Origin of the sequence: Pseudoalteromonas fuliginea (genome assembly GCF_000690055.1) — a bacterium.
In the GTDB taxonomy this organism is placed as follows: Bacteria; Pseudomonadota; Gammaproteobacteria; order Enterobacterales; family Alteromonadaceae; genus Pseudoalteromonas; species Pseudoalteromonas fuliginea.
Map to the genome: position 1 here is coordinate 1 of NZ_JJNZ01000187.1, position 403 is coordinate 403.

The 403-nt window shown below is 45.9% G+C and carries 1 protein-coding gene; it reads right to left on the reverse strand.

The window, feature by feature from the left end:
* Positions 1-100 precede the first annotated feature (100 nt).
* A partial coding sequence (locus DC53_RS22235) for a hypothetical protein (protein ID WP_033032500.1) occupies positions 101-403 on the reverse strand: 303 nt, incomplete at its 5' end.

Sequence of the window (403 nt, forward strand, 5' to 3'; positions counted from 1 at the left end):
AGCCCTTACTTTTTATGATATTGTCGCACAGAACAATCAAAAGTAAAAGCTTAATTTAAAGCCGCTCGAAAGCGGCATTGTTAATTGGTTTGCCTAAAGATTAAAAATCGATGTCGTCGTCGCCAGCGTGACCTGCGGCAATATCTTCATTTTGTGTTGCTTGCTGCTGTTGCTGTGCCTGTTGCGCTGGCTCGCTTTGCTGCTGTTGCCCTTGCTGCACCATCCTCGCACGGTCATAAGCGAAGCCTCGAACGAAGTTAATGTGGTTAGATGATGGCTCACCGAACTGGTCGACAATTGGAGAGCCGTCCATGTTTTCAGTAGAAATCAGCAAACCAAACTTAACGCGAGCATTTGCTTTCTGCACCCAATGGTCTTTTACGTTTTCAGTAGTAAGCGGTAG